Origin of the sequence: Mesorhizobium sp. M7A.F.Ca.US.008.03.1.1 (genome assembly GCF_003997495.1) — a bacterium.
In the GTDB taxonomy this organism is placed as follows: domain Bacteria; phylum Pseudomonadota; class Alphaproteobacteria; order Rhizobiales; family Rhizobiaceae; genus Mesorhizobium.
This window is the reverse complement of sequence record NZ_RZRU01000002.1, coordinates 391,994-418,475: the sequence shown is the minus strand read 5'-3', so window position 1 is coordinate 418,475 and position 26,482 is coordinate 391,994. Positions and strand designations below refer to the sequence as shown.

22 protein-coding genes are annotated in these 26,482 nt (G+C 63.6%); 16 read left to right on the top strand and 6 right to left on the bottom strand.

Annotated features, from left to right (window positions below; genetic code table 11):
* The first annotated feature begins 119 nt into the window (after window positions 1-119).
* The 7 genes from hisD to EOA16_RS04975 all read left to right on the top strand — a co-directional run bounded on the left by hisD (window position 120) and on the right by EOA16_RS04975 (window position 7,533).
* Entirely contained in the window at window positions 120-1,442 is a 1,323-nt protein-coding gene (gene hisD, locus EOA16_RS05005) for a histidinol dehydrogenase (protein WP_127256016.1), read from the top strand.
* Between the two features lie 15 nt (window positions 1,443-1,457).
* Entirely contained in the window at window positions 1,458-2,483 is a 1,026-nt protein-coding gene (locus EOA16_RS05000; RefSeq protein WP_127256014.1) for a zinc-binding dehydrogenase, read from the top strand.
* A gap of 32 nt (window positions 2,484-2,515) precedes the next feature.
* A complete protein-coding gene (gene hutC, locus EOA16_RS04995) occupies window positions 2,516-3,247 on the top strand; it encodes a histidine utilization repressor (protein ID WP_127256012.1) in 732 nt (243 codons plus the stop codon).
* A 109-nt stretch (window positions 3,248-3,356) separates the two neighbouring features.
* On the top strand, window positions 3,357-4,655 hold the full coding sequence (locus EOA16_RS04990; RefSeq protein WP_127256010.1) for a hypothetical protein: 1,299 nt from the start codon (window positions 3,357-3,359) through the stop codon (window positions 4,653-4,655).
* 200 nt (window positions 4,656-4,855) lie between these two features.
* A complete protein-coding gene (locus tag EOA16_RS04985) occupies window positions 4,856-5,863 on the top strand; it encodes an ABC transporter substrate-binding protein (RefSeq protein ID WP_127256225.1) in 1,008 nt (335 codons plus the stop codon).
* Window positions 5,864-5,891: 28 nt separating this feature from the next.
* The gene (locus EOA16_RS04980; RefSeq protein WP_127256223.1) at window positions 5,892-6,731 is read left to right on the top strand and encodes an ABC transporter permease; all 840 of its coding nucleotides are present in this window, start codon (window positions 5,892-5,894) and stop codon (window positions 6,729-6,731) included.
* A 10-nt stretch (window positions 6,732-6,741) separates the two neighbouring features.
* Window positions 6,742-7,533: an ABC transporter ATP-binding protein gene (locus EOA16_RS04975; protein WP_127256008.1), complete on the top strand. Its 792-nt coding sequence runs from the start codon at window positions 6,742-6,744 to the stop codon at window positions 7,531-7,533.
* Window positions 7,534-7,693: 160 nt separating this feature from the next.
* Here EOA16_RS04975 and EOA16_RS04970 read toward each other — a convergent pair whose 3' ends face one another.
* The 5 genes from EOA16_RS04970 to EOA16_RS04950 all read right to left on the bottom strand — a co-directional run bounded on the left by EOA16_RS04970 (window position 7,694) and on the right by EOA16_RS04950 (window position 15,826).
* Window positions 7,694-8,551: an alpha/beta hydrolase gene (locus tag EOA16_RS04970; RefSeq protein WP_127256006.1), complete on the bottom strand. Its 858-nt coding sequence runs from the start codon at window positions 8,549-8,551 to the stop codon at window positions 7,694-7,696.
* Window positions 8,552-9,366: 815 nt separating this feature from the next.
* A complete protein-coding gene (locus tag EOA16_RS04965; RefSeq protein ID WP_127256004.1) occupies window positions 9,367-11,259 on the bottom strand; it encodes an ABC transporter ATP-binding protein in 1,893 nt (630 codons plus the stop codon).
* Complete coding sequence (locus EOA16_RS04960) at window positions 11,259-13,118, bottom strand: ABC transporter ATP-binding protein (protein WP_127256002.1); 1,860 nt, start codon at window positions 13,116-13,118, stop codon at window positions 11,259-11,261. The genes EOA16_RS04965 and EOA16_RS04960 overlap by 1 nt, the downstream gene beginning before the upstream one ends.
* A gap of 277 nt (window positions 13,119-13,395) precedes the next feature.
* Window positions 13,396-13,818, bottom strand: a complete 423-nt coding sequence (locus EOA16_RS04955) for a hypothetical protein (protein ID WP_127256000.1) — start codon at window positions 13,816-13,818, stop codon at window positions 13,396-13,398.
* A 199-nt stretch (window positions 13,819-14,017) separates the two neighbouring features.
* Entirely contained in the window at window positions 14,018-15,826 is a 1,809-nt protein-coding gene (locus EOA16_RS04950; protein WP_127255998.1) for an ABC transporter ATP-binding protein, read from the bottom strand.
* Window positions 15,827-16,016: 190 nt separating this feature from the next.
* Here EOA16_RS04950 and EOA16_RS04945 point away from each other — a divergent pair, with 190 nt between their 5' ends.
* The 8 genes from EOA16_RS04945 to EOA16_RS04910 all read left to right on the top strand — a co-directional run bounded on the left by EOA16_RS04945 (window position 16,017) and on the right by EOA16_RS04910 (window position 24,018).
* Window positions 16,017-17,375, top strand: coding sequence for an LLM class flavin-dependent oxidoreductase (locus tag EOA16_RS04945; RefSeq protein WP_127255996.1), 1,359 nt, complete (start codon window positions 16,017-16,019; stop codon window positions 17,373-17,375).
* A gap of 14 nt (window positions 17,376-17,389) precedes the next feature.
* Entirely contained in the window at window positions 17,390-18,166 is a 777-nt protein-coding gene (locus EOA16_RS04940) for a DUF427 domain-containing protein (RefSeq protein WP_127255994.1), read from the top strand.
* Between the two features lie 34 nt (window positions 18,167-18,200).
* Window positions 18,201-19,847: an ABC transporter substrate-binding protein gene (locus tag EOA16_RS04935; protein ID WP_127255993.1), complete on the top strand. Its 1,647-nt coding sequence runs from the start codon at window positions 18,201-18,203 to the stop codon at window positions 19,845-19,847.
* A 7-nt stretch (window positions 19,848-19,854) separates the two neighbouring features.
* Window positions 19,855-20,814, top strand: a complete 960-nt coding sequence (locus tag EOA16_RS04930) for an ABC transporter permease (RefSeq protein WP_127255991.1) — start codon at window positions 19,855-19,857, stop codon at window positions 20,812-20,814.
* Window positions 20,811-21,698: an ABC transporter permease gene (locus EOA16_RS04925; protein WP_127255989.1), complete on the top strand. Its 888-nt coding sequence runs from the start codon at window positions 20,811-20,813 to the stop codon at window positions 21,696-21,698. Before EOA16_RS04930 ends, EOA16_RS04925 begins: the two co-directional genes overlap by 4 nt.
* A gap of 68 nt (window positions 21,699-21,766) precedes the next feature.
* Window positions 21,767-22,789 carry an LLM class flavin-dependent oxidoreductase gene (locus EOA16_RS04920; RefSeq protein ID WP_164754127.1) on the top strand — a complete coding sequence of 341 codons (1,023 nt, stop codon included), beginning with the start codon at window positions 21,767-21,769 and terminating at the stop codon, window positions 22,787-22,789.
* A 42-nt stretch (window positions 22,790-22,831) separates the two neighbouring features.
* Entirely contained in the window at window positions 22,832-23,479 is a 648-nt protein-coding gene (locus EOA16_RS04915; protein ID WP_127255985.1) for a ThuA domain-containing protein, read from the top strand.
* A 50-nt stretch (window positions 23,480-23,529) separates the two neighbouring features.
* Complete coding sequence (locus tag EOA16_RS04910) at window positions 23,530-24,018, top strand: hypothetical protein (RefSeq protein WP_245455854.1); 489 nt, start codon at window positions 23,530-23,532, stop codon at window positions 24,016-24,018.
* Window positions 24,019-24,028: 10 nt separating this feature from the next.
* On the opposite strand, the gene EOA16_RS04905 is transcribed toward EOA16_RS04910, so the two are convergent.
* Window positions 24,029-26,050, bottom strand: coding sequence for an amidase (locus EOA16_RS04905; protein ID WP_127255983.1), 2,022 nt, complete (start codon window positions 26,048-26,050; stop codon window positions 24,029-24,031).
* A gap of 145 nt (window positions 26,051-26,195) precedes the next feature.
* On the opposite strand from EOA16_RS04905, the gene EOA16_RS04900 reads away from it, so the two are divergent.
* The gene (locus EOA16_RS04900; protein WP_127255981.1) at window positions 26,196-26,471 is read left to right on the top strand and encodes a hypothetical protein; all 276 of its coding nucleotides are present in this window, start codon (window positions 26,196-26,198) and stop codon (window positions 26,469-26,471) included.
* The last annotated feature ends 11 nt before the right edge of the window (window positions 26,472-26,482 follow it).

Genomic DNA, 26,482 nt, shown 5'->3' with positions numbered 1-26,482 from the left:
TTTAACCCAGTGAAGCCTCTCGACGGCTTTGATCCTTGTCCGGGTCGGCCTGTCGGCCGATATGGCCGACCTGCGCCAACCGTCCTTGCGTTCCAAGAGTTCCAGGAGAACGAGCAGCCATGTCCGACATCAGTTTCCACGATTTGTCATCCGTCGATGCCGACCAGCGCGCCAGTCTGCTGAAGCGCGCCGAGGCCGATCTGACGGTCTTCGTCGAGAAGGTCCGGCCGATCATCCAAGCCGTCAAGGACGAAGGCGACGCCGCCTTGATCCGCTTCGCCAGGGAACTCGACAAGGCCGATGTCGCCGAGGGCGAACTGCAGGTGTCGGAAGCCGAGTTCGACGCGGCGTTCGACAAGGTCGAAAAGGATGTCGTCGAGAGCATCCAGTTCGGCATCGACAACATCCGGCACTTCCACGAAGAGCAGAAGCCGGAAACGATGTGGCTCAAGGAAGTCCGGCCGGGCGCCTATGCCGGCGACCGGTACACGCCGATCGCGTCCGTCGCGCTCTACGTTCCGCGCGGCAAGGGCGCCTTTCCGTCGGTGACGATGATGACGTCGGTGCCGGCGGTGATTGCCGGCGTGCCGCAGATCGCCATCGTGACGCCGCCGACATCGGATGGTTCGGTGGATGCGGCAACGCTCGTCGCCGCGCGCCTCGCCGGCGTCGGGACTGTCTACAAATGCGGTGGCGCGCAAGCCGTCGCCGCCGTCGCCTACGGCACCGAGACGGTGAAGCCCGCGCTCAAGATCGTCGGCCCCGGCAGCCCGTGGGTGGTGGCGGCCAAGAGCGTCCTGTCCTCGGTCATCAACACAGGCCTTCCGGCCGGCCCGTCGGAAGCGATCATCTTTGCCGATGACAGCGTCGACGGCGGCCTTGCCGCGCTTGATCTTCTCATTGAAGCAGAGCACGGGCCGGATTCCTCGGCCTATCTGGTGACGCACAGCCGCAAGGTCGCCGAAGCCGCCTTGGCTGCGCTTCCGGAGCACTGGTCGCGGATGACCGAGCAACGTGTGGAGTTCTCGCGCGCGGTGCTGACCGGGAAGCGCGGCGGCATCGTGCTGACGGCGTCGCTGGAAGACAGCTACCGCTTCATCAACGATTATGCGCCCGAACATCTCGAAATCCTGTCGAAGGAGCCGTTCGCGCATCTTGGGCGCATCACCGAGGCGGCCGAGATCCTGATGGGTCCGCACACGCCGGTGACGCTGGCCAACTTCGTGCTTGGACCCAATGCCGTGCTGCCGACCAGCCGCTGGGCGCGAACCTACGGGCCACTTTCGGTGACGGATTTCGTCAAGCGTTCGTCGGTCGGCTATGTCACCTCGGCGGCCTATCCGGAACTCGCTCTGCACGCCCGCAGGCTCGCCCGCTACGAAGGGTTCAGCTCGCATGAGAACGCGGTCTCGGAAATCCGCGACCGCTATCTCGCCGGCTGAGCGGAAACGATCGCGATGAAGGCCGCTCGACTTTATGGACCCGGCGATCTGCGCGTCGAGGACATCGCCACGCCGGGCGCGCCGGATGCGGGCTGGGTGAAGCTCAGGGTCGCCGCCGCCGGCATCTGCGGCTCGGACCTGCACAATTTCCGCACCGGCCAATGGATAAGCCGGTCGCCTTCGACGGCCGGCCATGAGCTGACCGGCACGGTGACTGCCGTCGGCGCGGGCGTCGATACCATTGCCATCGGCGACAGGGTGGTTGCCGATTCCAGGTTCTGGTGCGGAGACTGCGCGCAATGCCATGCCGGCAGGCGGCATCTCTGCGCGTCACTGGGCTTCGTGGGAGAGATCTGCGACGGCGGCTTTGCCGAACAGGCGGTGCTGCCCGCACGGCTTTTGCATGTCATCGATGCCGCGCTCGACGAGCGGGTAGCGGCGATGGCCGAGCCGCTGGCGGTGGCGCTGCACGCGGTGCGGCGGCTGCCGAAAACGGCAGGCGCCGTGCTTGTCGTCGGTTGCGGGCCTATCGGCGGTCTCGCCGCTCTGCTGCTGTCGCGGATCTTTGCCGGCCCCGTGCTCGTCGCCGACCGCAACCAGGCTCGCAGCGCCCGCGTGGCGCGGGTGACGGGTGCCACGATTGTCGATCTGAACCGGGATGCCATTGCCGCCGCAACCGCCAATGCCCCGCTGCTCGCGGCCATTGAGGCGACCGGCAGCGTCGCGGCCCTCAATCAGCTGCTCGGCGTTCTCGATCCCGGCGGCACCGTCGCCATGGTCGGAATCTTCCATGACCGCCTCGACATCGATCCCAATAGTCTGGTCGAACGCGAGATCGGGTTGCTGGGATGCCACGCCTTTGCCGAGGAACTGCCCGAGGCCGTGCGGATGCTGGGTGAATTGAGCGAGCCGCTGCTGGCGCTGATCGACCAGGAGATCGGCCTGGATGACATTCCGGCTGCCTATGAGCGGCTGTTGGCGGGGCGCAGCGACGGCTTGAAAACAATCATCCGCATGCGGCGGCCTGTCGAGCACTCGTGATTTCCGATGAATCGCCGGAAAGGACTTTTGAAATGATCACTTTGCCCGACACGGCCAGCCCTCTCTACGAGAAGGTAAAGGACTACATCCTGGCGAACATCGGAACGGGCCGGTGGGGCAAGGATCGCAAGCTGCCGTCCGAGAATGAGTTGGTGGCTTCACTCGGCGTGTCGCGGATGACGGTCCATCGGGCCCTCAGGGAGTTGACCTCGGCGGGGTTCCTGATCCGTCTGCAAGGTGTGGGAACCTTCATCGCGCCGCCGCGGCCGCAGTCGACGCTGATCGAGATCAACAACATCGCAGCCGAGATCGTCGAGCGCGGCAACAGGCATCGTTCCGAAGTCCTCGTCCTCGAAACCATCATGCCGGCAAAGGAGCTGGCGCTGTCGTTCGAGTTCGCAAAGCGCGTCTCGATCTATCATTCCGTCGTCGTCAATTTCGAGAATGATTTGCCGGTGCAGCTCGAAGAGCGCTTCGTCAATCCGAGCCTCATCCCCGACTATGACAAGCAGGATTTTTCGAAGACTGCGACCTATGACTACCTCATGCAGAAAACCCCGGTGACCGAGGTCGAGCATATCATCTCGGCAATCCCGGCCGACGCCGAGACGGCGCGACATCTCGGCATCGATGTCGGCGCCTGCTGCCTTTTCCTGCACCGCCGGACATGGACGGGCGCGGTGGTGGCGACGATCAGCAAGCTGACTTATGCCGGCAGCCGCTACTCGCTCGGCAGCCGCTATTCCCCTTCAAAAAGCAGCTAACGGAAGCAGGTCGAATGCAAGTCGGAGCGGTTTCGCTGCCAGTGTATATACATGTACTGATGAGAACGGCTCCGTCCTCGGCGGACGAACTGGCCGGAAGGAGCGACAGATGACGCCGACACCGAGCCGCACGGCGCGGATCCGGGCACTCGCGCAGCATGATGTTACCGAAGCACAAAGCGCGCTGGCGGCATTGCTGGGCGACCTGTTCGCGATGCGTCCCCGCAATGTCCGCATCAACTTCGATAAATACAGCCTCAATTCGTTGAACGGCTTCTTCGAAGACGACGGCAACCCCTACTTCTTCAAGTTCCATCAGGAGGAGCGGGAAGAGGCGATGACGGGCGAGTATTACCGCGCCGAGATTCTGTCGCGCGCCGGCCTGCCGGTCGACCAACCCGTGCATATGTCGGCCCAACCCGGCGAGCAGATCCTTGTCTATCGCCGCCGCACGGATCCGAGATTTTCGGATGTGCTGTTCGCGCTGGATGCGCAGGACGATGCCGGCAAGCGGCGAGAAGCCGTTCTTGCCGAGCGCGACCTGTCAGCCACGCTGCTCAAGGTCTATCTCGAGACGCTGCATCCGGTGACTGTCGAAGACGTAGCGGCGGAGCCGATCCACAGGCTGTTTCATGAGCGCCTGATCGATGCCGAGACACGCTTGTCGCCAGGTGGCCGGCTGGCCGATTTCTATGTCGGCAAGCCGTTCGTCTTTCCCGGTGCGGAGCTGGATTGGGATCGGTTTTCCCGGCTGAAACTCGTCATCAACGGCCAGCAGTACACCGATAGCGTTGGTGAGCTTTTCGATGCCGCGGCGGTGCGCTTGCGGCCGGAGCGGCTTGCCGATGCAGGCGGCGTGGTCGCGCATGGCGACGCCCACAACGCCAATGTCTGGTACACGGCGAAGGCGGGGAGGGCGGAGCTGTCCTTCTTCGATCCCGCCTTTGCCGGCTCGCACATCCCGACGCTGCTGGCGGAGGTGAAGGCGACGTTCCACAACATCTTCGCCCATCCGTTCTGGCTCTATGATCCGGCGACCGCGACAGAGGCTTTTCGCGCCCAGGCGCGGCTGGACGGAAACCTGCTCCATGTCGACACCGACTGGGACCTGAGCCCGGTCCGCCGCGATCTGCTGGAGGTCAAGGCGATCGCGCTGTGGCGGCCATTGCTGCTGGAACTCAAACGGCGCGGCATGCTGCCGGCCGATTGGCGGGCGGTGTTGCGGGCAGGTCTTTTCCTTTCGCCGACGCTGGTCATGAACCTGCGCGCCGGTGCGCGCAGCCACACGCCGGTCTCTTCCCTCATTGCCTTTTCAGTGGCGGTCATGGTCGGCAGCGAACCCGTTGCCGGGGCCGATCGGGTGACCGGTTTCCTCGACCGGATCGATCCGGAAAAGCGTGAAAATTAAGTCTTTCCAACTTGTATATGCATGTATGTATTTTAGCCTTGACATCCGCGCCCGCTGACGCTGAAATATGTCAGCACTTCACCATGAAGTGGCAGGTAAGACGCCGAGGCACAGTGCCGCAAGAGCAGAAACCCGCAGTCTCACCAGACCGGCTACCTCAGTTGGAAAAAGCGGTCTGATCATCAAGGGGAACAAAGATGATGCGTAACCTAACAGGACAATTTCGCGCGCTCGTGATGGCCGCCGCCATCGGGCTCGCCGCCGCCCCGGCAGCCTACGCGGCCGATGCGGCCATTCCCACCACGCCCGAGGCAGGAGCGTTCAAGATCGGCCTCGAGCCCTGGCTCGGCTATGGCCAGTGGCATGTCGCCGAGGCCAAGGGCCTGTTCAAGACAAACGGGCTGAGCGACGTCCAGATCGTCAACTTCGCCGAGGACAAGGACATCAATGCAGCACTTGCAAGCGGCCAGCTCGACGCCGCCAACATCGCCACCCACACGGCGATGGGCATGGTTGCGGCCGGCCTGCCGGTGAAGATCGTGCTGCTGCTCGACGTCTCCATGACCGCCGACGCCATCATCGCCGGCAAGGACGTCACCTCCATCACAGACCTCAAAGGCAAGCAGGTTGCCTTCGAGGAAGGGACGACGAGCGACATCCTGCTCAAATACGCGCTCGCCAGGAACGGCATGTCGATCGACGACGTGAAGCCGGTTCCGATGCCGGCGTCCGATGCCGGCAGCGCCTTGATCGCCGGTCAGGTACCGGTCGCGGTGACCTATGAACCGTACCTCACCGTCGCCATGGCGCAGAACAAGGACCTCAAGCTGCTGTTCACCGCCGGCGAGGATCCCGGCCTGATCAGCGACGTGCTGGTTGTGCGTGACGAGGTGATCAAGTCGCGGCCCGGCCAGGTGCTGGCCATGATCAAGAGCTGGGACGCGGCGCTCAAGGATTACAATGCTGATACGCCCGGTGGGCGCGCCATCATCGCCAAGGCTGTCGGTTCGGACGTCAAGGACCTCAACACCGCCTTTGACGGCGTGCGCTACTACTCACTCGCCGAAAACAAGACGGCGCTGATAGGCGACTTCACCACCAAGACCTTCGCCGATGTCGAAGCCGCCGCCAAGAACGCCAAGCTGCTGCAGGCCGATGTGACGCCGGAGCAGATGATCGACCCGGCCTTCGTCAAGGCGGCGGAATGATCAAGGCCGGATCGCGGTGGTGACGCAGATGCCCGGGGAGCGACCGGCGCCAGGACCGATCGCGAAACCGGCGAGGCGCCGCCGATCCTCCGGGATCGGCGTGCCCATCGCCAGGTCGCGCTTCCTGGTGATCGCCGTGGCCGTGTTCGTGGGGCTGGGCCTTGCCTGGTGGGCGGCGACCGGACTGGGGTTGGTAAAGCCGATCTTCCTGCCTTCTCCGGGCAGCGTCGCGACGCAGATCGCCAAGCTCGCTGCCGACGGCACGTTGTGGCTGGACCTCAAAGCCTCGATGTATCGCATCTCCATCGGCTTCCTCATCGCCTCGGCGCTGTCGATACCGATCGGCGTGCTGATCGGCAGTTTCCGTTCCTGGGAAGCGGCCATCGAGCCGCTGGTGGATTTCATCCGCTACATGCCGGTCGTCGCTTTCGTGCCGCTCTCCATCCTTTGGGCCGGCACCGGCGATTCGCAGAAATTCCTGATCATCTTCATCGGCACCTTCTTCCAGCAGGTCCTGATGATCATGGACAATGTGAAACGGGTTCCCGCCGATTTCATCGGCCTTGGGCGCACGCTCGGCCTGCCGGATCGCAAGATCCTGACGCGCATTGTCGTGCCCAGCGCCTTGCCGGGCATCTGGGATACGCTGCGCATCAGCCTGGGCTGGGCATGGACGTGGCTGGTGCTGGCCGAACTCGTCGCCGCGACTTCGGGGCTTGGCTATCGCATCACCGTGTCGCAGCGCTATTTCCAGACCAACACCATCATCGGCTACATCCTGCTGCTTGGTCTGCTCGGCCTCATCACCGACCAGGTGATGAAGGCGCTGGAAAAGGTGCTGTTCAAGCAAGAGGGCCGCTCGCAATGAGGTCCAGCCGATGAGGCCCCCCAAATTGCGGATCGCCGGTCTCCACAAGAGCTTCGGCACCGGCGAGCGGCGCACGGAAGTGCTGCGCGACATCAACCTCGATCTTGCCGACAATGAGTTTGTCTCCCTGGTAGGCACGTCGGGTTGCGGCAAGAGTACGCTGCTGTCGATCGTGGCCGGACTGCAGGACTTCGATGTCGGCGATCTCAGCATCGATGGCGCGCCGATCCTGCAGCCTGGTCTCGACCGTGGCGTCGTCTTCCAATCCTACACGCTGCTTCCCTGGCTGACGGCGCGGCAGAACATCGAATTTGCCCTCAAGGCCGCCGGCTACGATCGCGCGACCTGCCGCAGGATCGCGCTGGAGCATCTCGAACTCGTCAAGCTGTCCGACAGCGCCGACCGCTATCCGGCCGAACTCTCGGGCGGCATGAAACAGCGCGTCGCCATCGCGCGTGCGCTTTCCTATCGCCCCAAGATGCTGTTGATGGACGAGCCCTTCGGCGCGCTCGATGCCTTGACCCGGCATCAGATGCAGGAACTGCTCACCCAGATCTGGGAGGAACACAGGTTGACCGTCCTGTTTGTCACCCATGACGTGGAGGAGGCCGTCTATCTGTCGGACCGCATCGTCGTCATGGGCATCGGGCCGGGACGCATCACGCAGACCTTCAACGTCGATATCGAGCGCCCGCGCCGCGAAGAGGTGATGGAAAGCCCTGCATTCATGGATCTGCAGCGCGGCGTGCACAAGGCCATTCGCGAGGGTTCAAAACGCCCCGAAATGGCATCGGTGGGGTGACGCATCCGCGCCCCGGAACGATTGCGTGCCTGTGATGACTCGGGACGTCGTGTCTATGGCGCGGAGTTCTCAGGTCGGATAGGCTGCAGATTGGTTGCGCCAAGGGCGGGATGCGTGCTTTCCAACTGACCGAGGGCGGGGCCGCCCTCGGAGGTCGGCTTTAAGGACGCAAGAAAGCCAGGATTTCTGTCGCGAGCGCATCTGGCGCCTCCTCAGCCATATGGTGTCCACAGGCGATGCCTTTCCCCTGCAAGCTTGTCGTCCACGGGCGCCATACGCCGAGAACATCGCCATAGAGTCGTTCCAGATCATCGCGCATCGACCATAGAACCATGGTGGGACATTGCACCCGTCGGCCGGCCGTTCGGTCGTCCGCGTCGTGCAGATGGTCGATCGAGAGGCCGGCCCTATAATCCTCGATCATCCCATGAATGACACGAGCGTCGAGAATTGCGGCTGTGTAGTCCGCAAACGCCTCCGCGCCCATCTGAGCGCCGGAACCGCCATACCAGGCTTGCGGGTTGGCCATGATCGCCTGTTCCGGCTTGTCGGGCTGGGCAAAGAAGAACCAGTGCCACCACTCGGCAGCGAAGCGGGCGTCGCATCGCTCAAGCGCCTCCAGGATAGGAACGCCGTCCAGAACGATGAGATGCGTTACCGCGGTCGGATGATCCATCGCCGTGCGGAAAGCGGTATAGCTTCCGCGATCGTGACCGGCGACCGCAAAGCGGTCAAAACCCAGACGGCGCATGAGCGCGACACAGTCTTTTGCGTTGGCGCGCTTGGATGATCCTATATGATCGTGTGTGTCCTCGGGGATCGAAGACTGCCCGAAGCCGCGCAGGTCGGGGCAAACCACCGTGTGGTTTTCGGCTAGAAGCGGCGCAACACGATGCCAGGTGACATGTGTACGCGGATGGCCGTGCAGAAGCAGGATCGGCGGTCCTGAACCACCGTGTCTGACCCGAAGAGTCGCCTCGGGTAGCTGGATTCTCTCAAGCTGGAAACCTTCGAACATCAAGCTGCTAACCTCGGCTGCGGTCGGAGGTTCCACCTCTCATCGGAACCTTGGCCTGTCGTCGAAGGTTGATGTACCAGACTGGGCGGGCGGAAGAGGCCGAAGCCGAACCAGACTATCCCTCATGCGAGGCACAAATGGCCTACGCGAACGGGGGCCGTTGGGCTGATCATGCTTGATACATCCATTGGAACAAGAATGCCGTGCGAAACGTTGGTGGATGTCAAAGTGACAGGAACAATTCATGCCCTACGGGGCAAGAGCGGCGACGGCGAAATCCGAGCGCGCTCAGGAGGTTGCATATGGATATCACCACAATTCTGGTCATAGTTCTTATTGTTATTGTTCTGGGCGGCGGCGGCTTTTACGGTCGCGGACGCTGGTACTAGGTCCGGTAACGGATAATCAGCGCAATAGCATTCAAGAGGCTCGCTGGCTTCTTGCCGTACCTCTCTCTCTCTCTCTCTCTCTCTCTCTCTCTTGTTCTTACGGTGCTTTTGGCCAGCTGCGTCCTTGCCTGAACCGCGTCAGTCGGTACTCCTGAAGGGCCCGTGTCTCTGGCAGAGAAGCGCGGGCTTTTTCGAACATCAAGATGCTAAACCTTGGCGGTGAACCGGAAGTTCCACATCCTGCATTTGGAATTGCCACCCTCATGGCCGTAGCGGCGTACCAATCCGCCCACCTTGCGCCGGCTGTCCAGTAGGCTGTCGCTGTGACCAGAGGCGCGCCAATCCCCATCGCCGCAGATGTTATGGCGAGCTGACGCGAGGGAGATCGGGTTGTCAGGCGGTTGCGGTTGGTCGAGGCTGGGCCATTCACGTCGCCTTGCCGACCGCCGCTTCCAGTTCCATCTCGCCTTCCGAAATGTCGTCGAAGGAGGCGTAGTTCATGTTGTAGAGGCGGGCGTAGAGGCCTTTTCTTGCCATCAGCTGCTCGTGGTTGCCGCTTTCGACGATCTCGCCGTTCTGCAACACGATGATGCGGTCGGCGCCGCGGATGGTCGCCAGCCGGTGTGCGATGACCAGCCCGGTACGGCCTTCCAGCAGTGTTATCAGCGCCTTCTGGATCAGCATCTCGGTGTAGGAATCGATGCTCGCCGTGGCCTCGTCGAGCACCAGGATCTTCGCATCCGCCACCAGTGCGCGCGCAAAACTGATCAGCTGGCGCTGGCCGAGCGAGAGATTGCCGCCGCGCTGCTCGAGTTCGGTGTCGTAGCCGTCGGGCAGGTTCTCGATGAAATCGTGCGCACCGACGGCCTGTGCAGCGCGCACCACTTCCTCGCGGCTGGCTGATGTCTTGTGGTAGCGGATGTTTTCCAGCACCGAGCCGGAAAACAGGAACGGCTCCTGCAGCACCATGGCGACCTGATCGCCGAGCGAATCCTGCGTCAGGTCACGCACATCATGGCCGCCAACCAGGACTTCACCCGACCAGACATCGTAGAAGCGGTGCACCAGCGCCATCGAGCTCGACTTGCCCGACCCGGTCGGGCCGACAAGGGCCACGGTCTCGCCCGGATTGACGCGAAACGAGATGTTCTTCAGCACTGGCTGGTTCGGCCGATAGCCGAAGGTGACGTTCCTGAACTCGACCGAGCCGTCCATGTCGCGCGACAGCGCCACGGCACCGTGCCTGTCGCTGACATCGACCGGCACGTCGAGCACTTCGGAGATGCGCTGGCCCGAAGCCATGGCGCGCTGCATGACACTGTACTGCATGGTCAGCGAGCGGATCGGGTCGAAGAAGCGCTGAATGTAGAACAGGAACGCCACCATGACGCCGATGTCGAGGCTGTGCGACAGCACCATCGACCCGCCGACGACGATGACCGTCGCCATGGCGATGCCGGTCAGCGTGTCGACGATCGGCACCATTACCTGCGCGTATTTCGCCGACCTCAAATGGGCATTGAGGTTGGCCAGCACCTTCTCGTCATAAAGGTCGAAATTGACGTGCTGGCGCTCCAGGCTCTGCACCGTGCGCACGCCGTGGATGCCTTCGGCCAGCGCGCCATTGGCGATCGAGTTGGTTTCGTGCGCGGCCATGAAGGCGACCTTGGCGCGCGGCAGCCAGAACAGGCGCACGATGAACAGCACCGGCATGGTCGACAGCGTCAGCAGACCGAGCCGGAAATCCAGCCACAAAAGCACGCTGACGATGCCGAACAACAGCACGATGTCGCCAACCGACATGACCGACGTTTCGAGGAATTCCTGCATCGAATTGACGTCGCCCTGCAGACGCGACATCAGCCGGCCGACCTCGGTCTTGTCCATGAAGCTCAGCGAGACACGCTGCAGATGGCTGAACATGGCACGGCGCAGGTCGGAGAGCACATTTTCGGCCACCTTGCCGACGACGCTTTCCTGTACATAGGAGGCGGCGTAGTTGATGAGGATGATCACCGTGAAAGCGCCGATCGCGGCGATCATCACCGACCGGTCGAGCCTGCCTGCCGTCATGCCGTGGTCGATGGCGTAGCGGATGACCAGAGGGATCGCCAATTGCGTCAGCGTGAACACCAGCACCGCGGCGACCGAGATGAAGATCCGGCTCTGGTACGGCCTCACGAAGCTCCAGATGCGCCTGACGATGTGTGGATCGTAGGCCTTGCCGAAAACCTCTTCCTCGTCGCGATGCGAGCCGACGACAGCCTTTGTCGGCCGCCCGCTGGTGTCTTCCTTGTCGTCTTCGCTCTGTGTCGACATCACGCGGCTCCCACCAAGGGCCGATCGTCGTCCGGGCGCAGTTGCAGGTCGTAGAGCGCGCGATAGCGGCCACCGAGCGCCAGTAATTCCTCATGCGTGCCGCGCTCGACGATCCGGCCGCCCTCGACGAACAGGATCTGGTCGGCATGCACCAGCGAGCTCAGCCGGTGCGAGATGATCAGCGTGACACGGTCCCTGGCGAAGCGCTTCATGGCCGCCCGGATGCGCTGCTCGGTGCCGGCGTCTATTGCCGCGGTCGAATCGTCGAAGACCAGCACCGATGGCCGCAGCATCAGGCTGCGCGCGATGGTCAGGCGTTGCCGCTGGCCGCCGGAAAGCGATGCGCCGCGTTCGCCGACGACCGTGGTGTAACCGGCTGGGAGGCCCATGATGTAATTGTGCAGTTGCGCGTACTCGGCTGCCTGCCCAATGCGGGTCTCGCGCGCCCAGGGATTGCCGTAGGCGATGTTGTTCTCGATCGAGGTGGTGAACAGGAACGCGTCCTGCTGCACCACGCCGACCGCCTTGCGCAGCGATTGCAGCGTCACCGCACGGATATCCTGGCCGTCGATGGTGATCTTACCTGAGGTGACGTCATAGAAACGCGGGATCAGGTGCGCGATGGTGGACTTGCCGCTGCCCGGCGGACCGACGATGCCGATGGTCTCGCCGGACCGGGCCTCGAAGAAGATGCCCGACAGCGTCGGCCGATCGCCCGCGCCCTCATAGCGGAAGCCGACATTGTCGAAGCGCAGCACGCCATCGGTGACGACGAGGTCCTTGGCATCAGGCGCGTCCTCGATGTCGAGCTCGGCGTCGAGCAGCTCGAACAGCCGGGTGCCGCAGGTCGAGGCGCGCGCGAAGGAGTTGACCATCAGCCCGAGCTGGCGCACCGGCATCTGCAGGATGGTCATGAAGGTCAGGAACTGGGCCAGCGTGCCAACGCTGATCTGGCCTGCGATCACCTTCTGGCCGCCGAACCAGAGCACCAGCCCCATGGCGGCCAGGAACGAGAAGTTCATCGCGCTGGTGTTCGAGACGCGGATGTCGACGCGCTGATTGGCAAGCTCCAGCGCCGACAGCTTGGCGCGGTCGAATTTTTCCAGTTCGTGCCGCTGTGCCGCGAAAGCCCGCACGACGCGGATGCCACCGAGGTTCTCATCCATCACCCGGCTCAGCACCGACAGGCGCTCCTGCAACGTCAGCCAGGTGCTGCGCAATGCCAGCTGGGTGACCGAGGACCGCCAGGCGACGAAAGGCACGAAGCTCAGGCTGAGCAGCCCGAGCACGAGATCGGTGCTGATCAAGAGATAGGCGCCGACGCCGATCAGCACGCCGAGCAGCACCACGCGCAAAATGCCGGTGGAAAAGAACATGCGCACGCCGTCGAGATCGAGCAGGCCGAGCGTGATCAAGTCGCCGGTGTGGACCCTGTCGTGGTAGGCGAAGCTCAAGCGCTGGATCTTCTCGTAGAAAGCCAGGCGCAGTTCATAGCCGGTGCGGTGGCCTACGGCCTCGCCATAGTAGTTCTGCGCCATGGTGAAGAGGCCGCGCAGGATCGAGACGACGAGCAGCGTCAGCGCCGTGTTCCACAGCGCTTGTTCCGCCGCGGCTCCGGCACCGGTGGCCATCACGCCCTGCGCCTGGTCGATGGCGCGTCCCAACAGGCGCGGAATGAAAAGCTGCAAAGTCGCGGCGATGAAGGTCGAGACGATGGTGATGGCGACCTGCCAGGGATGGCGCAGCGTCATGCGCACGATGCGGAGCAAGGTGCTGAGGCCCTTGCCCCACGACGCTTCCGCGACATGGGCAAACGATTTGCCGCGCTCCGGCGCGCCGCCGATTGCTTGCGTGTTCAAGGGAAATATCCAAACCAATCCGGAGGTTAGCCCGGACTAATAAAGCAGACTCAATCCAGATGGCGCGATGTTACGCGTGTCCGACTTGGCCGTTCAAGAGCCAATTCCGGTATCGCACTGTGCCTGAACGGAAAGCGAGCATGCGACTGCGACCCGGCTGGCACCAGCGGCGGGATCCTGCCGATCTTGCTGAAGGGCCGGACGAGGCCAGCACCCGGCTGTACGCAAGCGACGGCCGGACGGCGTGCGACCTTCCATCCGGCCGGAATGCGGTCTGCTAGGCAGGTATCAGCACGGCGATACGATGCACGCCGACCTCCTTGCTTGTATTCGTCGCCTCGTCTGTCTTGCCCTTGGCGCAGGTGTACATGTCACCTGTCTTGAGCTTGAATTCCTTGTCTACTTTCTTGATGGTGAATGCGCCTGATGTAATGGTGCATACCATGTCGTTGTCCATCATCATTTGAGGCGCGTGTGCTCCGGGCTGAAACACCACGTCGACAATCGCGATGCTCTTGTAGGCGGGAATGTCGGAGTTGCCGGTGCTGACCTCAACCACTCTGACACCGGGCGCAATCTCCTTGCCTTCCTTCGGGCCGTATTTCTTGACCTTCGCGGACGCCACCAGGGTGAACAGAGGCGTTATCGCGGCAACCGTCACACCGAGAGCAATCGCAGATCTGCGATTCATGGTTTTCATCGCATCCTCCCACATGTTCGTCATGAACGAATGTGCATGACCTCTATATATTAGCACAAACATATATACTTGTATGCGAAGAAGCACCCAATCCCGGCATGGTGGCATGAACTTCGCAGCAGCCGTCGGAGAGGTTCCATTCATCGACGATTTGCTTGCCGCCCTGCCGCTGCGGACCTTCGGACTGCTGTAGGGCCGTTCAAAAACCCTGGCCGTGCCGCCAGCAGGCAATCCGGTGGCCGGCTGCGACCTCCATGGCTGATGGTTCCGCCTTTCGGCACTCGGGCAGGACAAGGGGGCAGCGGTCGGCGAAGGCGCATCCCGTGTTCGGGACAGCTGTAGCCTCGATCTCGGCTGGAGGGGACAGTTTCGGCTCGGCGTCATCGGAGGACGCGGCCAGAAGCAGGGCCGTATAGGGGTGGTTGGGGCCGCGAAAAATCTGGTCGGATGAGCCGGTTTCGACGAGGCGGCCGCGATAGAGCACGCCGATCCTATCGGCCATGTAGCGCACGACCCTGAGGTCGTGGCTGATGAACAGATAGGTGGTGTCCTTGTCGCGCTGCAGGTCGTTGAGCAGGTTGAGAACGGTCGCCTGGACGGAGACGTCGAGCGCGGAGGTTGGTTCGTCGAGCACGACGACCTTCGGCACCCCGGCAAAGGCCCGGGCGATTGCCGCCCGTTGCCGCTGGCCGCCGGACAGCGACCGCGACTTCTGCTCGGCCGTGGCCCCAGTGAGACGGACCGAGGCCAGCAGATCGCTGACGCGGGCTCTCACCTCGCTGCGGCGCAGCCCGGCGAGCCGGCGCAGCGGGCGGCCGAGGATCCTGCCTATCCGCTGGCGCGGATTGAGCGTGCGGTCCGGCGACTGGAAGACCATCTGCACGTCGCGGCGTTCGGCAAGGTCTCTCTTCTCGACGCGCGGCGCGACCGTCTTGCCGAACAGTTCGACCGATCCGGCGCTGGGCGTCTGCAGGCCGGTAACGATCCTTGCCAGTGTCGACTTGCCGGAACCGGACTCGCCGATCAGCCCGAAGGTCTCGCCCTGGCCGATGTCGAGATCGACGTGGTGCAGCACTGGCTGGCTGCCGAAGGCATGGCTGATGCCTTTGCAGACGATCGCGATCCGGCGTTCTTTTGGCAGGCCGGCGTCTTCGCCTTGGGCTGTTAGGTGCGCTGGCACGCCGTCCGTCTCCGCCAGTCTTCCGTCCCGCTTGGTGTAGTTGAGCGCCGGGATCGAGGCGATGAGCGCCTTTGTGTAGACATGCGAGGGGTTGTCGAAGACATCGCCCGCAACGCCGCTTTCGACCACCGTGCCCGCCTGCATCACCGCCACCCGGTCGCAGGAGCGGCGGATCATATTGATGTCGTGGCTGATCAGCAGGATGCTGGTTTTGTGATCCTTGCGCAGGTCGGAGAGGATGGCGATGATCTCGGACTGGACGCTGGCGTCGAGTGCCGTCGTCGGCTCGTCCAGCACCAGCAGCGACGGGTCGAGCGCAATGGCGATGGCGATGTTGGCGCGCTGCTGCATGCCACCGGACAGTTCGTGCGGATAGAGCCCCAGCACACGCTCCGGATGACTGACGCGGACGCGGCCGAGCAGTTCGACGGCACGCTCGCGCGCCTCGTCGAGGCGAACCGGGCGGTGCCGCATGATCGTCTCGGTGATCTGCCGGCCGATCGTCATGCTTGGATTGAGCGCCGCGCCCGGATGCTGGTAGACGGCGGCGATATGATCTCCCCTGAGCCGGCGCAACTGTTCGGTGGAGAGATGGCGGATTTCCTGGCCCTGGAATTCCAGCGCCGACGCCGCGATGCGGGCGTTCTTCGGCAGATAGCGCAATATGGCGAGCGCCACCGAGCTTTTGCCCGATCCGGACTCACCGACCAGGCCGAGCGCTTCGCCTTCGCCGATGTGCAGCGACACGCCGCTGACAGCGGGATGCGATCCCTTGCGCCCGTCATAGGCGACGGACAGCTGGTCTACGTTCAGAACCGAGGAGGACATGGGGACTTGAAACCACTTTCTTCCAGCGCCGCCATCAAGGGCAATCGCTTCCGCTTTTGCAATGCATTATCTCTATAAAATTACTCGGATTAAACCGGAGCGCAATCTACCTTTCTCGGCTCAGGAGAGATTGTCGCCGTCTGCCGAGGCAGCGGGACCGTCTCCGGAGCAGATCTGGAAGGAGGCCTTCATGGCTCGAGACCACATGATCCTCAGCGCATTCTTCTTCAATCCGCAGGGTGATCATCGGATGTCGTGGCGCCATCCGCGGGCGCCGGGCCGGGAAGTGCTGGATTTCGAATTCTACCGCGATCTCGTGCAGGCGGCCGAACGCGCCAGGATCGACACCATCTTCGTCGCCGACCACGTTTCGATCTGGGATTCGGTCAAGAGCGGCGTCGCCCACTACGCCAATGCCCGCCTCGAACCGCTGACGCTGCTGTCGGCGCTGGCCGGCGTGACCAAGCATATCGGCCTGATCACCACGGCGTCGAGCTCCTACAGCGAGCCCTACAATGTGGCGCGCATGTTCGCCTCGCTCGACCATATCAGCCAGGGCAGGGCGTCGTGGAACGTCGTTACCTCGGCGATGGACGAGGAGGCGCGCAATTTTGGCCGCGACGGCAACATCGAGCATGCGTTCCGCTACGAGCGCGCGGCCGAATTCCTCGATATCGTCAAGGCGCTGTGGGACAGCTGGGAAGACGAGGCGTTGCTGATCGACAAGGCGTCAGGCTATTTCGCCGACCCCGACAAGGTTCATCCCATCGATCACAAGGGCAAGCATTTCAAGGTACGCGGGCCGCTTAACGTCTCGCGGTCGCCGCAAGGCCATCCGCTGATTGTCCAGGCGGGCTCCTCCGAGGACGGCAAGAACTTCGCCACCGCCCAGGCCGATGCGCACTTTGCCATCTACAGCACCAAGGAGGATGGCATCAAATACCGGCAGGACATCAACGAGCGTCTCGCCCGCCACGGCAGGCGGCCGGAGAGCTTCAAGATCCTGCCCGGCATCCTGCCGATCGTCGCCGCCTCCGAGGCGGAAGGCCGGGAGAAGCAGGAATATCTGCAGACCTTGCTGCCCGACCAGGTCGGCATAGACCTTCTGTCGAGCTGGAGCGGGCTGGACCTGTCGGTGTTCCCGCCGGACGGGCCGCTGCCGCCGCTGCCGGACGAGAGCACGTTCAATGGCGGGCGCACATCGCTCAACCGGGTCAAGCAGTGGGCAAAGCAGAATCTCAGCCTGCGCGAGATCGCCCGCAAGCTCGCCAACAGCGGTTCGGTACCGACCGTCGCCGGCACGCCGGTACAGATCGCCGACCAGTTGCAGGACTGGTTCGTTTCCGGTGCCGCCGACGGCTTCAACCTGATGTTCCCGCTGCTGCCGGAGGACTGGGTGAACTTCGCCGAACAGGTGGTGCCGGAGCTGCAGCGCCGCGGCGTGTTCCCAACCGAATACGCGCCGGGAACGCTGCGCGACCGCTTCGGCCTGGCGCGGCCTGCCAACCGCTTCGCCGAGCAGCGCGACAATGCGCGCGCCGTGTCCTGACCGGGAGAACAATCATGACTGTCGCACCAAGATTGCAGCCGCGCGAAGCGACCGCTCCGCAGCTTGTCAATGTCCTGCACAGCCCCAAGCGCGTGCGCGTCAAATTCGGCGGCCGCACCATCGCCGACAGCCGCAACGTGCTGGTGCTGCGCTCGAACCATTTTCTGCCGATCTATTTCTTCCCGCCGTCAGCGGTCGACCCGTCGGTGCTGAAACCCTCGCTGCATCGCGAGCCGCACCCTGTCGGTGGCGAGACCGCCTATTGGGATATCGACAGCGGCGACAGGCGCAGTGCCAACGCGGCGTGGTCGTTCGTGTCGCCGCCGGATGAAAACCTGGCGCCGCTGGCCGGCCGCATCGCCTTCACCTGGAAAGCCGTCGACCAGTGGTTCGAGGAGGAAGAGGAAGTCTTCGTCCATGCCCGCGATCCCTACGCGCGCATCGATGTGCTGCAGAGCTCGAGCCACGTGCAAATCTGGTTCGACGGCGAGCCGATCGCCGACAGCCACCGCCCGGTGCTGCTGTTCGAGACGCATTTGCCGACGCGTTTCTATCTGCATCCAGACGACGTCAATCTGGAGCGGCTGACGGCGTCCGCCGCAACGACGCGATGTCCCTACAAGGGCATCGCCTCCTACTGGTCCGGCCTGCTGAGCGACGGAACGGTGCGCCCGGACATCGCCTGGAGCTACCGGGATCCCATCGAGGAAATGCCCAAGATCAAGGGCCTCATCGCCTTCTATCCGCAGGCCGTCGACCGCATCCATCTCGACGGCGAACCCGTCGCATAGCTTTTCAATCTTCATTTCAGAGCAGGGGTTTAACATGACTAAACAGAGAGATATCGACTCAGTTCGTAACCTTTCGGGGGACATCTGGAATGTCGCCGTCGACGAATACCAGGGCGGCTTTCTCAAGCGCCGCGATCTCCTCAGATATGCCGCACTGCTCGGCCTCACCGGCTTTGCCGTCTCGCAGGGGCTTGGCTATCCCGGCGTGGCGCGCGCGGCGGGTGCCGGCGGCGGCACGGTGCGTGTCGGGCTCGGCCAGCCGACCAAGGCGATTGATCCGGTTTCGGTCACCGATCCGGCCAGCATCGGGGTGATCAGCCAGGTCGGCGAGTATCTGATCCTCGACGACCCGAAGGATGGTCTGCAGCCGAAGCTCGCTCTGTCCTGGGAGGCCAACGAGACGGCCAGCCGCTGGACCTTCAAATTGCGCCAAGGGGTGAAATTCCACGATGGTCGCGCGGTCACCGCTAGGGATGTTGTGGCGAGCTTCGAGCGGCTGGTCGATCCAGCCAGCGGCTCGTCGGCCTTGTCGGCCTACAAGGGCATCCTGTCCAAGGGCGGCGCCAAGCTGGTCGATGACGAGACGGTCGCCTTCGATCTCGACGGCCCGAACAGCAACTTCCCCTTCTATGTCTCGTCCGACGTCTACAATGCCGTCATCCTGCCGGCCGACTATGCCGGCGATTTCGAGAAGAACTTCAACGGCACCGGCCCGTTCAAGCTCGAATCTTTCCGCCCCAAGCAGGGCGCCAGCTTCGTGCGCAATGAGGATTACTGGGGCGACAAGGCATTGCCCGACCGCGTCGAGATCAAGTTCTTCGACGACGAGCAAGCGCAGGTGCTGGCTTTGCAGGCCGGCCAGCTCGACGTCATCCCGAGCACGACGCGCCTGGAACTGGCGATCGAGGGCAATCCCAACTTCAAGCTGCTCAGCGTGCAGGCAAGCTCGCATGACCAGGTGCATCTCAGGACCGACCAGGCGCCGTTCACCGACAAGCGCATCCGCCGCGCGCTGGCGCTTACCATCGACCGTGAGGCGGTGGTCAAGGGCCTGCTCAAGGGCCGCGCCATCGTCGGCAACGACACCCCGTTCGCGCCGATCTTCCCTTCGGCCGATCCATCTGTGCCGCAGCGCAAGCAAGACATTGCCGAGGCCAAGCGCCTGCTTGGCGAGGCGGGCGTACCGAACGGCTTCGAGGTGACGCTGACCACCGAGCGCGCCTATGACATCCCCGATTATGCGGTGATCATCCAGAACTTCGCCAGGAAGGCCGGCATCGACGTCAAGCTCAATGTCCTGCCGCAGGACGCTTATTACGGCTCCGCGACCTTCGGCAGCTCGCCATGGCTCGATTCGGTGCTCGGCATCACCGACTACGGCCATCGCGGCACGCCCGACATCTTCCTCAACGCGACGCTGAAGAGTTCAGGAGCCTGGAACGCGGCGCATTTCAACAACCCGGCCTATGATGCGCTGCTGCTCGACTACTCGAAGGCGCGCGACCTGCAGGCACAGCGCCTCGTTGCCGGCAAGATCCAGACCTTGCTGCTCGACGAGACTCCGGCGATCATCAGCTACTTCTCGCAATACAGCCGGATCGTCAGCTCCAAGGTCGAGGGCGTGCGCTTCACCGCGATTTCGCATCTCCTGCTCGACCGCGTTTCCTTCGTCCAGGCATGATCGCGACATGCTGACCGGCCGCATTCTGTCAGCGCGCCTGGGCACACTTGTCCTCACGCTATGGCTGGTCAGCATCCTGGTGTTCTTCGCCGGGCAGGTCCTGCCCGGCGATGTCGGTCGCGTCATGCTCGGTCCCTTTGCCGATGCGCAAGCGGTGGCGGAACTGAACAAGCGGCTGGGCGCCGACCAGCCGGTTCTCGTCCAGTACTGGCTCTGGTTCAGCAAGGCCGTGACCGGTGATTTCGGCACCTCGCTGTCGATGCGCGGGCCCGTGGCGCCGTTCGTGCTGGAAAGTCTCAAGCGCTCCGCGGCCCTTGCCGGGATTATTTTGCTCTTCCTCGTTCCGCTGGGCGTTGGTGCCGGCGTCATCGCCGGTCTCAATGCCGGCCGCTTGATCGACCGGCTGATCGTGATGGCGGGCGTCTCCTTCGGCATTGTGCCTGATTTCGTTTCCGGCCTGATGCTGCTCATTGTTTTCGGCCTGTGGCTGAACTGGTTCCCGATCTCCGGCGTTGCGCCCGATGGCGCGGGCTTCTGGACGCATGGCTACTATCTGATCCTGCCGGCGCTGCCGCTGGTGCTGAACCTTGCCGGCTACATCGCTCGGATGACGCGGGCAGGGGTGATCGAGGCGATGGCCGCCGACTACACGCGCACCGCCGTCCTGAAAGGGCTCGAGCGGCGTGAGATCATCTTTCGGCACGTGCTGCGCAATGCGCTGACGCCGACCGTCGCGGTGCTGGCGACACAGACCGGATACATGCTTGGCGGGCTGGTGGTGATCGAGGCGTTGTTCGGCATCCAGGGGCTTGGAAATCTGGTCCTGAACGCGGCCAAGGCCCGTGATTTCCCGATGCTCGAGGCCGGCGTGCTGGTGATGGCGGTAATCTTCGTGCTGGCGGCGGCGGCGGGCGACCTCGTGCTGGCCCTGCTCGATCCGCGGCAACGCCGCCGGACCTCGCCATGACGGATCTGGCGGAGTTTCCCGCACCGCGGCGCGCGGTGGCCAGCTTTGCGGTGGCGCGCAGGATCCGCAGCACTTTCTCCGGACTGGCCCCGTCGGTCGTGGTCGGATCGCTGCTGCTATTGCTCTGGGTCGTTTGCGCGCTGTTCGGCAACCTCTTCGTTCCCTACGATCCCTATGCCGAGGATTTCCTGGCGATGCTGACGCCGCCCGACGCCTTGCACTGGTTTGGAACCGATCAGCTCGGCCGCGACGTGCTGTCGCGCGTAGTCGTCGGATCGCGCGATATCCTGCTGGTTGCGCCGCTGGCGACGCTGGCCGGCGTTGCCGCCGGCAGCATCATCGGCCTGGTGCTCGGCTATTTCGACGGCCTCACCGATGCCATCGGCGCGCGGCTGCTCGATACGCTGATGGCGTTTCCGTTCATCGTTCTCGTCACCATGACGCTGGTGGCGATTGGGCCGTCGAACCTGACCGTCATCCTGGTGATCGGCATCGCCTACGCGCCGCTGGTGGCGCGCACCGTTCGCGCCGCCGTGCGCGAGCAGAAGCAGCGCGACTATGTCAGCGCCGCCCGGCTCGGCGGCGAGGGCGCGCTTGCCATCATGTTCCTGGAGATCCTGCCCAACATCAGGGAGACGATTCTCATCGAGCTTGTCACAAGGCTGGGCTACGCTTTCTTTTCGATCGCGACACTCAGCTTTCTCGGCCTCGGCATCCAGCCGCCATCGGCCGACTGGGGACTGGCTGTCGCCGACGGCTACGGCTTCCTGACCGGCGGCAAATGGTGGGTCGTCGTCTTCAATTCCGCGGCAATCGTCTCGCTGGTCATGGCGACGAACCTGATCGCACAAGGCATCGGCGCCTTCGAGAACATCGATGCATGAGCCTGATCGGGTGCGTCGAAAATCTCTTTTCCATTGAAGCCTGACGCGCATCCTTATATCGCATGGCTATGAAGAAAATCGGTTTCCTGTCATTCGGGCACTGGACGCCCTCGTCGCAATCGCAAGTGCGCTCGGCTTCGGACGCGCTTTTACAATCCATCGAGCTGGCCGTCGCCGCCGAGCAGCTGGGCGCGGACGGGGCCTATTTCCGCGTGCATCATTTCGCCCGCCAGCTCGCTTCGCCGTTCCCGCTGCTGGCCGCCGTCGGCGCCAAGACCAACCGCATCGAAATCGGCACCGCCGTCATCGACATGCGCTACGAGAACCCGCTCTACATGGCCGAGGATGCAGGTGCGGCCGACATCATCGCCGGCGGGCGCCTGCAGCTTGGCATCAGCCGTGGCTCGCCCGAGCAGGTGATCGATGGCTGGCGCCATTTCGGCTACGCGCCGCTGGAAGGCAAAAGCGACGCCGACATGGCGCGGCATCACGCCGAGGTCTTCCTCGAGACGCTGCGCGGCGAGGGGTTCGCACAGCCCAATCCGCGGCCGATGTTCCCCAATCCGCCCGGCCTGCTGCGGCTCGAGCCGCATTCGGAGGGTTTGCGCGAGCGGATCTGGTGGGGCGCGGCCACCAACGCGACGTCGGAATGGGCGGCGAAGCTCGGCATGAACCTGCAGAGTTCGACGCTCAAATTCGACGAGAGCGGCAAGCCGTTCCACATCCAGCAGGCCGAGCAGATCCGCATCTATCGCGAGGCCTGGAAGGCCGCCGGCCACAAGCGTCAGCCGCGCGTCTCGGTCAGCCGCAGCATCTTCGCGCTGGTCGACGATCGCGACCGTGGCTATTTCGGCCGCGGCAACGAAAGTCGCGACCAGATCGGCTTCATCGAGGAGAACACCAAGGCGATCTTCGGGCGCAGCTACGCGGCCGAGCCGGATGTGCTGATCAAGGAATTGGCTGCGGATGAGGCGATCGCCGAGGCGGATACGCTGCTGCTCACCGTGCCCAACCAGCTCGGCGTCGACTACAATGCGCATGTCATCGAGGCGATACTAACTCATGTCGCGCCGGCTCTGGGCTGGCGCTGACGCCTGATCGATCGAAGCGGAGTTTTCCAGGGAGGTAAAGTCATGCCGAAGAAGGCCCTGATTGCCTGGGGCGGCTGGGAAGGCCACACGCCAGAGCGCAGCGCCAACGTCGTGCGCGCGCTGCTTGAACGCAATGGATTCGACGTCACGCTGGGCCAGGGCACGGCGATGTTCGCCGATCCGCAGCTTGCTTCCTTCGATCTCATCGTGCCTGTCATCACGATGTCGACGATCGAGAAGACCGAACTGCAGAACCTGACGCTTGCCGTTCGCGGGGGAAGCGGGCTCGGCGGATTCCATGGCACGATGGGCGACAGTTTTCGCAACGAGCCCGACTATCAGTTCATGACCGGCGGCCAATGGGTCGCGCATCCCGGCGACATCATCGACTATCACGTCGCGATCACCAGGCCGGATGACCCGATCACATCAGGCGTCAGCGATTTCGCCTATCGGTCGGAGCAGTATTACATGCATGTCGATCCGAGCAACGAGGTGCTGGCCACGACCACCTTCACCGACGCGCATTTCCCGGGGATAGGCGGCGTCGTGATGCCGATCGTCTGGAAGCGTCGCTATGGAGCGGGGAAGGTTTTCTACAGCGCCCTTGGTCACACGGCGGATGAGTTCGCGGTGCCGGAAATGGCGCTGATGGTGGAGCGGGGTTTGCTTTGGGCGGCGCGGGGCTAGCCTCTGTCGGCACCAATTGCGAAAGGCGAGCGGCGAACCGTGGAGCAGCGGTGTCTGAGTCCCTGCAATGGCTAGAAAGCCGGCCGCTGTTGAACTACCATCCGGTGAACAGCAAAGGGGGGGGCGGAATGGATCATCAGCGGACAGTATTTTTGGTCGGAGGGGGCACGGGCGGAGACGAGGAAGCCGTGTTTACACTGCATGTAGAGGGCGCCGTCTGCAGCCTGACATGCGGCTACCGGGACAAGGTGATCAGGGCCGAAGAGGAAGACTTTTTCGAAGCTCTGTTCCAGATTCGTCAGGGCCTCGAAGCCGATGGTTTGCTGCCCTTCTGCTACGGGGCGAGTGCCAATGTTTATCCCGAAAATATAGTGATGGAGAAGAGTCGCGGATTGATGGCCTGCAAGGTGAAGATGGGACAATTTCCCCAAGAGACGGATCTGGTCGATATATTTGACGACGGCGTCGACGTGGTTCCGGTTTTCGTCCACATGCAGCAGGAATTTTGGGAAGAATGGCTGGCCTCTCTGCCCTCCTAGTGCCCAGCACTCATTTTATCCCGCCGGTGACCGCAAAGGCGCCAGTGGTGCGCCCATCCTCCAGCCGCACCACCGCTATGACGATCGAACCGTAGGAGCCACGCCAGGCGCTGTGCAGCCGCTGATGCTCTGCGGCCGGGACGAGTGCGCGGCCGCTGAAGCACGCACCGCTTCGCTGCAGCGCGACAGACTCTCCGTTGACATGTACCTTGAGGCTGGCCGTCCCAGACACCTCATTTGGCAGGTTGAGCGTGATGAAGATCTCGTCCTGATCGCCGGAAGGCCGCGTCTCGGCGGCAAGCGTGATGGCGAACGCTGGCGCCTTGCTGTCGTCGGCTCGGGCGGGGCGGCCTGAAAATATATCGTCGGCAAGTTCTGGCGTGCGCGGCGGGCTGGCGCGGCGCTGCGTGGCACGTTCGAAATCACCGGCCATGCGCAACAACCTGACATCATCATAGGCCTTGCCGGCGAAAGTCAGGCCGACCGGCATGCCGATATCGGCCATGGTTCCCATCGGCACGGTGACGGTGGGGATGCCGAAATGGCGCCAGACCAGATTGCCGTTGGCGACCCAGGTGCCATTGCGCCAGGCAAGGGCGGCGGACGCCTCGTCGATGTCTGCATCGGCCGGTCCGACATCGGCGGCGGCGGGCAGCACCACGGCGTCGATGCCTTGCGCGTCCAGCCAGTCCTCGAAATCGATCCGCCTTGTCGCTTCGAGGCCCTTCAGGCCTTCTTCAATCGTCGGGATTTCCGTGACGGGCGTGACGCCGGACCGCGCCCGCTCGACATATTTCCTCAGGTCGAAGCCGCCCTCATAGCGGTCGGGCAGCGTGCCCGGCGGTTGCGGGAAGATCTTTGGGCCGTCGACCGAGACGAGATCGGGCAACGCCGGGTCGGCATTGGCGCGCAAAAAGTCGTCCCAGCCCCAGATGCAGAGATCCCAGAGTTCGCGCTCGGCGAAGTCCTGGGGCACCAGCCCGCGCTCGAGCATGGTGCGCGCGCCGGGGCGGTCGCGCTCGTAGTTGGAGACGAGGGGAAAATCGACCTCGACTACCTCGGCGCCAAGCCGCCTGAGATCGGCCGCCGCCTGTTCCCAAAGGGCAAGCACCGAGGCGCGGGTTTCGATCGGCGCATCCGCCTCGCTGTCGCGGCCGATATACATTCTGGGCACGCCCAGCCGCTTGCCTTTCAGCGACCCGGCCAGCGTGAGATCGGTATAGCGCGGCGGCCGCACGTCGGAGCTTTTCGGCAGCCTGACCCAAGGCTGCGCGCGCCAGAAATCGCCTCGCGTCTCGGGATCGTCGGCGACGATGATGTCGAGCAGTTCGAGCATGTCGGGGACGCTGCGCGTATGCGGCACCACGACATCCATGGTCGGCACCAGCGGCCAGTTGCCGCGCACCGAAATGACGCCGCGCGACGGCGTGTAGGCGACCAGCGCGTTGTTGGTGGCCGGCGCGCGCCCGGACGACCATGTTTCCTCGCCAAGCCCGAAGGCGCAGAAGCTGGCTGCTGTCGCCGTGCCCGACCCATTCGACGAGCCCGATGCGAAGGCGGCGGTGAGATAGTCGCCATTGTACGGACTTTCGGCGCGGCCATAGACGCCGCGCTGCATGCCGCCATTGGCCATCGGCGGCATGTTGGTCAGGCCGATCAGCACGGCGCCGCCGGCGCGCAGCCGGGCGATGGTGAAGGCGTCCTCATTGGCAATGAGATGCTCGAAGGCCGGCGAGCCGGCGGCCACCGTCAGGCCTGATACCTTGTAGCTGTCCTTGGCGGTGTAGGGGATGCCGTCGAGCGGCCCGAGCACGGTGCCGTTGCGGCGGCGCTGGTCGGAGGCCGCCGCCTCCTCAAACATGTCAGGGTTGAGCACTGGGACGGCATTGAGGCTGATACCGTGCCGGTCGAAATGCGCGATGCGCCTGAGATACGCCCCGACCAGTTCGACGCTGGTGACGGTGCCGTCATCGAGCGCGCGGCGCAGTTGGTCGATCGTCGCTTCGACGAGGTGAAGGCTGGCGTCGGTCATCACGGATCCCTCATTTCCACGCAGCATGGATGAGCGAGGCAGCCGGCTTCGGCAAGAGCCTATCGCGGCCATCTCCGGAACTTTTGCCCGGCTGGCGGTTTTGGATGTATGGTGTGATTGCGGAATGGCCAGGAGGGTATTGGCGATGACCACGAAATACGTTGCGATCCTAGCTCTCGCTGTCGCCATGGGCGCAAGCGTTTGCGATCTGGCCTTGGCTGGCGACCGGCATCACGACCGCCGGGTCCACTCCGAACGCTACGTTCCCGCCGAAGGCGATCTCATCGACATCCTATTCGGCGGCCCGCGCTACTACGATCAGCAGTTGGTGACGACGGCGGCCGGCGCGTGCTCCTATCATCGAGTCGGACCCGACGCGAATGCGGTGAACAAGATCAACGATCATCACTGTGGGAAGTAGGCGGCAGGCAG